Raw genomic sequence first — 526 nt, 5'->3', positions numbered from 1 at the left:
TGAGTTAAAATCTGCTGAAGGCGTAAAAGTAATTACTCCCGAAGCTGAGATGTTAACTGTTCCGTTTGGAACTGTAATAACTTGTGCCGAACCTGTTAATGTTGTTCCGTTAATTGAAACAATAGAAAGCGTATCTCCTTCAACATCTGTGTCGTTTGCAAGCGGTGTTAGAGTAACAGTGTTGTCCTCTGCAACTGTATATTCATCTTTTACAGCAACCGGAGCGTCGTTTACTGGATTAACCGTGATTTCAACTGTTACTACATTACTGTCTAAGTTTCCGTCATTGGCTTTATAAGTAAAACTGTCTGTTATCGTTTCGCTTCCGTCGTGAATGTAAGTGAAAGATCCATCTGCATTTAAAATTAAAGTTCCATGAGATGGTCCTGTAACTAAAATTGCTGTTAAGGCATCGCCTTCTACATCTGTGTCGTTTGATAAAACACCTGTAGCTGCAGGAACATTTAAAGTTGCTCCTTCATTTATTGTGTATTCGTCTTTTACGGCAACCGGTGCATCGTTTACG

1 protein-coding gene is annotated in these 526 nt (G+C 39.4%); it reads right to left on the bottom strand.

Annotation, left to right across the window (positions count from 1 at the left end; genetic code table 11):
* Window positions 1–526, bottom strand: a 526-nt coding sequence (locus tag ACTJIW_RS24175) for an Ig-like domain-containing protein (protein ID WP_440718501.1), incomplete at both ends; no start/stop codon positions are given.

The sequence above is a fragment of the Flavobacterium sp. 22659 genome (assembly GCF_052044235.1).
GTDB lineage: Bacteria > Bacteroidota > Bacteroidia > Flavobacteriales > Flavobacteriaceae > Flavobacterium > Flavobacterium johnsoniae.
The sequence above is the reverse complement of the archived record's forward strand: the minus strand, read 5'-3'. Positions and strand labels throughout refer to the sequence as shown.